Here is a 6,713-nt window from a genome sequence, read left to right on the forward strand (position 1 = left end):
CTGGAGCTGGCACGCGAACAGGCGCACGGAATGCAGCTCGGCAACCCAGAGACCGCACGGCTTGGCTGGAACAGCTTTCTCGGCGATCCGCAACAAAGTCATTACACCCCGCGCCTGACCTTGACCATTGAAGCGAACCATGCCGATCCGGTGCCGGAACTGACACTGCCACCGCCAGAAAATGACGGTGATTTTGAGTCGCACTACCGCCATGAGTGGCGCTATATGAAGGCATTAGGCGCACAAATTGCGCGTGAACAGCCGCATCTGGCCGATTTTATTGGTGAAAAAGCCTGTGATCCGCAAGTCGAGCGCGTGCTAGAAGGGTTCTGCCTGCAAACCGCGCGACTGCGCAAACGGCTGCTGCAAGCCTCACCGCGTTTTAGCCACGGCTACCTGCTGCGCACCTGGCCATTTGCCCTGCAACCCCTGCCCAGCGTAGTGGTGGTGCAGTGGCGGCCAAGAAAACCGCAGAAAAAAGTACAGCGATTACTGGCTGGCGCTGAGATCTACGCCGACAACACTGAGTCAGGGTCACAGACACTGATCACTGGCCGCCCATTTACCCTGTTACCGATCAGCCTCGATGATCGCCAATTACAGTGCAGCGAACAACGCAGTGAACTGACACTACAGTTTCACTACCACGGTAAAGAAACCCCCTGGCGGCCGGAACGCATCGCACTCTACCTCAGTGCGGATCCTGCCGTGGCCGCCACGCTGCAACTCTGGCTGGAACAGGCGCTGCGCCAGGTACGGTTGCAGATCGGTGACCAGGTGTTGCCATTACAGCAGTCGGTGCTGACATTGCCCGCTCTCAGCGCGGAAAATCGGGTGGTGCCGAGCGAACCCAGCGAACACTGGCCGCTGCAACTGCTGGTGGAACAGTTGGTGATGCCGAGTACACACGCCTTTGTCGAACTCGATCTCCGCCGTGCGGTATCGTCACTGCCGACACAGTTCGCACTCACGCTGGTGTTTGCCGGGGTGCTGCCGCTCAGCCAGGAACAACTGGCTGACACCTTCCTGACACACTGCGTGCCGATGCTCAATCTGCAACCGCTACAGCGCGAGAAAGTGCCATTTATTGCCGGGCAACACCAATACCCGCTGTCACTGCCGGATAACGCGATACTGTTTCAGGTACTCAACGTCCACAGCCGTGGCAAATCCGATCACGCAATGCAAAACCCGGCGCACTTTCCGTTGACAACGCAGGGCGGCCGACAGCGTGCGCGCCTGGGTTACTGCCGCCTAGACACCGTCACCGCTGCCAGCGGCCGCAAACGCTACCGGTTACAGTTCTACCAACCGAATGGCCACCCGATGCACACCTTTCCGCATAGCCACTTTGATTACCGTTTGCTGATCCAGACCGCACAACCGTTCTTCAGTGAACTCCCCTCAGTCTGGGAAATGGGGCTTGACTCACCGGTAGGTTTTACCGTGCGGCTAGTGAGTACCCCCTCGGTGGCGGCCGTGGCACCGGGCGATAGCCACCACCAGTGGCGGTTAATCTCACACCTGGCCTTTCGGCCGCACTTTGCTGCTGCGTTACCGGTGTTGCGGCGCCTGCTGCTCGACCTTGCCTGGGGACTGAGTCACGACGCCCCGCAGTTACGCCAGTGGCAACAGCGGCTGGAGGCATGGCAGCAGCTTGATGCAGTGCCGGAAGAGATGCCGTGTTATGGCCGCTTGAAACGTGGCTTACGCGTCACGCTAACGCTGAGTGAAGCAGCAAACGCCAGCGAGCACTACCGGCTGGTCAGGCTACTACGGCTGTTCCTAGCACGTACCCTGTCAACCCAGAGCTTTGTTCGCCTGGTGGTGCAACGCCCTGGCGAAGCCAATTGGACATTTTTAGCCCAGCCGGGGCTACGGCCGGCGATGTAGAGACACTTACCCTGACGAAAAATAGATTGTTAAGGAAGGAAAACTCATGCAAGACAATGGCGTACATTTCAACTTCAACATCAGCGGATTGCCGCCCGACACCTTTGTCGTCAGCCAGTTTACCCTGGATGAAGCGCTCTCCGAACTGTTCACCCTGTCGCTGACCCTAACCAGCGCACGCGACGATCTGCCACTGGAAAAACTGCTGCTGAAACCGGGCAGCTTCACCTTTAGCCGTGCCGGGGTGGTACAACGCACCGTCAACGGCATTGTCGGCAGAATGACTCAGAGCGAACACCACCGCCACTACACCGTCTATCGCGTCACGCTGCGCCCGGCGATGCTGCGCCTCACCATGAAGCGTGACAGCCGTATCTTTCAGCAAAAAACCGTACCTGAGATCCTCGATCTGCTGCTGACAGAACACAATGTAGTGAACGATAAAAAATTCTATGATGAGCACCCGGTACGTACCTACGTGACACAAAAACGCGAAAGCGACTATGAGTTCTTCTGCCGCCTGGCGGCCGAAGAGGGGATCTGCTTCTGGTTTGAGGAACAAAAAGTAGCCTACAGCGACGACCCGATGGCGATGCTGAAGGGGCCGGAGGTGGTGTTTAACCCCGACACACGCACGGTGATCAAAGACGATGTGATGACTGAACTGCACTGGGAACGTATCGCACAGCCGGTGAGCACAGTGCAGAAAGATCACTGGTATGGGCACCCGGATTATGAAATGCGCTTTAGTTGCGAAACGGTACCGAAACTCGGCTATGGTGAGTGGTTTGAGAGTACCGGGCGCTTTCAGGATGGCCACATCGGTGAGCAGTTTACCCGCTATCGGCGCGATCGGCTGGTGATTGAGAGCCAGCACGGTGCGGCGAAAAGCAACAGCATCCAACTGATGCCGGGGCGACGCTTTGATCTCACCGGACACCCGATCGACGCACGCAACGCTTACTACCAAGTGGTCAGCGTGCACCATCACGGCCAAGTGCCCGAAGCCAGCAACGGCAATCCCGCTGACAGCGGCACCACCTTCTACAATCACCTGCACCTGGTGAACGGCTTTGACACCTGGCGCGCACCGTTTTGCCATAAACCGCTGGCCGACGGTGACGAAGTCGCCACCGTGGTTGGCCCGCCGGGCGAAGAGATCTTCGTCAACGAACTGGGCGAAATCAAAGTCCATTTTCACTGGAACCGCTACGACAAACCGAACGACCGCGCCTCGTGCTGGGTGCGGGTGGCACAAGCCTGGAACGGCAGCGCCTACGGCTTTATGGCCATCCCGCGTATTGGCCAAGAGGTGATCATCTCCTACCTCAACGGCGACATCGACCGGCCGATCGTCACCGGCTGCACCTACAACGCGCTGAATGACCCCCCGCTCAACCTGCCAGCGGAAAAAACCCGCACCACGCTACGCACCCAAACCCACAAAGGCGAAGGCTTCAACGAACTGCGCTTTGAGGATGCCAAAGGCTTGGAAGAGGTTTATGTCCATGCGCAAAAGGATATGAACACTGAAGTACTCAATGATCGTAATACCGCTGTGGGTAACAATCACACCGAAATGATTGGCGCTAACCAGACGATCACCGTGGTAAAAGACCAGAATGAAACGATTGAAGGCAATCAAACGCTGCAAGTCAATCTGAACCAGACAGAGACCGTAGATGGTAACCAGGTGGTGACAGTCAAACTCAACCAGGCTGAGACGGTATTTATCGCCAAAGCACTCAGTGTCGGTGCCGGCTTTCAGACTACGGTAGGTGCAGCAATGAATACTACCGTGATGGGCGCGATGAACACTTCTGTTGGCTTGGCTCAAGCAGAACAGGTGGGTTTAACCAAAAATGTGATGGTCGCAAAGAGTTACAGCCAAACTGTTGGTGCAGATAAAACCGTCAATGTTAAAGACAACATCAAGTTTTTAATTGGTGAATCCTTTGAGGTGGTGTGTGGAAAATCAGTCTTCAAAATGGATAAAGAAGGCAATATCACCATTAACGGCCATGAATTTTCACTCGGTACCACCGGTGAGCAATATTACAAAGCCGGTGGTGACATCAATATAAAAGGCAAAAAAATTCTGGAGAATTAAGATGGAAACAAAGGCTATACCTTCACCGGTGGAGAATGAACAACCTACACACCAACCAAGCTTACTGGATGATATTGTCAAACACACCACTCAGGCTACACAGAGTAGTAACTTACCGGGAATTATGCTCGCTGAGCTGATTGCCGTTGATACGGAAGGCTCCGCACAGGTATTAATGATGGGGGAAAATAATACCCAACGCGCCTGGAGTCTTTGCCCGGTGAGTACATCAGATATTGGTAAAGTTTGTGCGGTACAGTACGTCAATAACAACCCACAACAGCCGTTAATTATCGGATTGTTACAGCAACCGCATCAACCAAGGCAAGAGCCGGAGCCGACCATGACATTGCTACAGGGCGATCAACAGGTAGTGATCAGTGCCAGTGAGGAGTTGGTGCTGGTATGCGGCCAATCGAGCATTGTGATGAGTGCCGATGGCGTGATCCAGATCAGAGCGCTTTACATTGATAGCCAGGCTCAGGCAACACATCGCCTGAAAGGCGGCTCGATGCAGCTCAACTAGGAGGCACTAGCATGGAAGTCGTGAATGGAGCAAAACATACCGTCGCTGAAGCAATCATGATGATGGATAAGGAAGGGAATGAATTTGTGGTAGTCATCATCAAAGCTACTTATCGCATTCCTAAGGATGGCAAAATGCCACGGCCAATTATTCCGCCACAGCCGATTGTACAAGCTGATCAGTTTACGGGCGAACCAGGGCTGTCCGCAGTGATATATGAAGCTGATTATGTCTTACGCAAGCCATTGTGCGACGTACTGTTTCACGCCAGAGCCCATACGCCTGACAACTACCCGAAACAGAGTGTAACCGTCACAGTGCAAGTCGCCAGCATGACAAAAACGTTGAAGGTTTATGGCCCAGGCACTTGGCAATCCGGCCCGACGGGACTAGTTGCGCAACGGCAGCCCTTCGTTACCTCACTACCGCTGACCTATGACCATGCATTAGGGGGCGCACATGCGTGGGATGACAACGATCCGACCCGCATAGAAACCCACCGTATTAATCCAGTCGGTGTAGGTTATGCGACTAAAGCCAAACGCAAGTTGGCAGACACGCCAACACCTTGTATTGAAGCGCTGGATCGCCCAATAACCGCGCCAGACAGTAAAGCCGTACCACAAGCGCTCTCAGCGCTGCCACGCAACAGCGCGTTAAGAGTTTGCTATGCCGGCACTTATGACGAAACTTGGCGACAAGAGGTGTTCCCGTTTTTGCCGGAAGATTTTGATGAACGCTATTGCCAAAGTTCACCGGCGGATCAACAGATACCCTATCCGCAAGGCGGTGAATCAGTTTATCTGGCTAATTTGATGGCGGGACGAACCGAGGTGCGTTTCAACTTGCCACGCTTTGACAATATCCCGATCCGCGTACTGAAACATAATCACGATGTGCTGGAAGTACAACCCATCGTTGATACGCTGTTTTTTGAGCCGGATGAACAGCGTTTTTCTGTGGTATGGCGTGGTGTTATCCCCTTGGTGCGTAAAATACGAGAGATTGAAACGATTGCCATCGGGCCAGTGTGCAAGGAGTGGTGGGCAAATAAACTCACCGGCAGCGGGTGTGGCAGTTGTAATGGCAACCGTGATCAGGATGAAGCAGAGGCTGGAGTGGCCGCATGAATTTACCCGACAGTGATATCACACAAATCACCCAAGTGGGACTGTGTTGCCCAATCGGTTATTCAGCACTGGCGGCAGCAGCGGCATTTCGTGCCGGGATGGATCACTTTAGTGAAACACGCTTTATTGATCGTGCGGGAAAGCCGGTGATCGGCTCACAACTCTATGGTGTCGATCTCTGGGGGCCAGCGCGGTTAAGCTGGATGCTGACGCACGCACTACAAGAGTGTCTGACACAAAGCAAATTGCCACGTGCCGCTATCACGCTGATCTTATTATTACCGGAAGCGAACCGCCCCGGTTTACCATTTGGTTGGCAACAACAGGTCGCGGCACCGTTACTGACCGAATTTGCCGATAACTCGGTCAGCTTGGCTGTGGGCAAAGCAGGTATTGGCCCGGCGCTACAAAAAGCACAACATCTGCTACATGCCGATCCACGGCGAACCGTGCTGCTTGCTGCCACCGACAGTTATTTCACCCCACAAGCGATTAACCATTATTTGAGCAGTGACAGGTTACTCACGCCAAATAACCCGGATGGTTTTATTCCTGGTGAAGGGGCTGCGGCCATTTTGTTGCAGCAACGGCCAGCTAGCGAACCTGGTCTACAATTACTCGGTATTGGGCTTGCTGAAGAAGAAGCACATATTTTACAGACTGAGAAAAAACAGAAGGCGCGCGGGTTAACTCAGGCAATACGGGCAGCGATAGCACAAGCGGGCCACCCACTGAGTAATACCGATTTTCATATCAGCGATGTGAACGGTGAGGCATTCTACTCACGCGAAGCTGCACTGGCTATCACTCGCTGTTTGGATAAGCGAATACCGGATTATCACCATTGGCTACTGTCAACCAAATTAGGTGAAACCGGTGCTGCCAGTGGGCCATTAATACTGGCACTGCTGTACCATTTAATGCCGTTACCCTTAACCATCCCCTCATATGAACGAGGCATGGCAAGGCTTTTGAGGTATGATCTCCGTTATTGACCCGCTAATATCGAGCAGACAACCTCTATGCTTAATCACGAAATAATCTTTAACCACAT

At 53.9% G+C, this 6,713-nt stretch carries 5 protein-coding genes; all 5 read left to right on the forward strand.

The window, feature by feature from the left end:
- The coding region (locus tag EOJ37_RS13350) for a type VI secretion system baseplate subunit TssF (RefSeq protein WP_155522506.1) at window positions 1-1,893 on the forward strand (1,893 nt) is incomplete at its 5' end.
- A gap of 46 nt (window positions 1,894-1,939) precedes the next feature.
- On the forward strand, window positions 1,940-4,003 hold the full coding sequence (locus EOJ37_RS13355; RefSeq protein WP_127960394.1) for a type VI secretion system Vgr family protein: 2,064 nt from the start codon (window positions 1,940-1,942) through the stop codon (window positions 4,001-4,003).
- Window position 4,004: 1 nt separating this feature from the next.
- Window positions 4,005-4,529: a DUF6484 domain-containing protein gene (locus EOJ37_RS13360; RefSeq protein WP_127960395.1), complete on the forward strand. Its 525-nt coding sequence runs from the start codon at window positions 4,005-4,007 to the stop codon at window positions 4,527-4,529.
- 11 nt (window positions 4,530-4,540) lie between these two features.
- Entirely contained in the window at window positions 4,541-5,659 is a 1,119-nt protein-coding gene (locus tag EOJ37_RS13365) for a DUF2169 family type VI secretion system accessory protein (RefSeq protein ID WP_127960396.1), read from the forward strand.
- Window positions 5,656-6,654: a hypothetical protein gene (locus tag EOJ37_RS13370; protein ID WP_127960397.1), complete on the forward strand. Its 999-nt coding sequence runs from the start codon at window positions 5,656-5,658 to the stop codon at window positions 6,652-6,654. Before EOJ37_RS13365 ends, EOJ37_RS13370 begins: the two co-directional genes overlap by 4 nt.
- The last annotated feature ends 59 nt before the right edge of the window (window positions 6,655-6,713 follow it).

Origin of the sequence: Serratia microhaemolytica (genome assembly GCF_004011885.1) — a bacterium.
Taxonomy (GTDB): domain Bacteria; phylum Pseudomonadota; class Gammaproteobacteria; order Enterobacterales; family Enterobacteriaceae; genus Serratia_G; species Serratia_G microhaemolytica.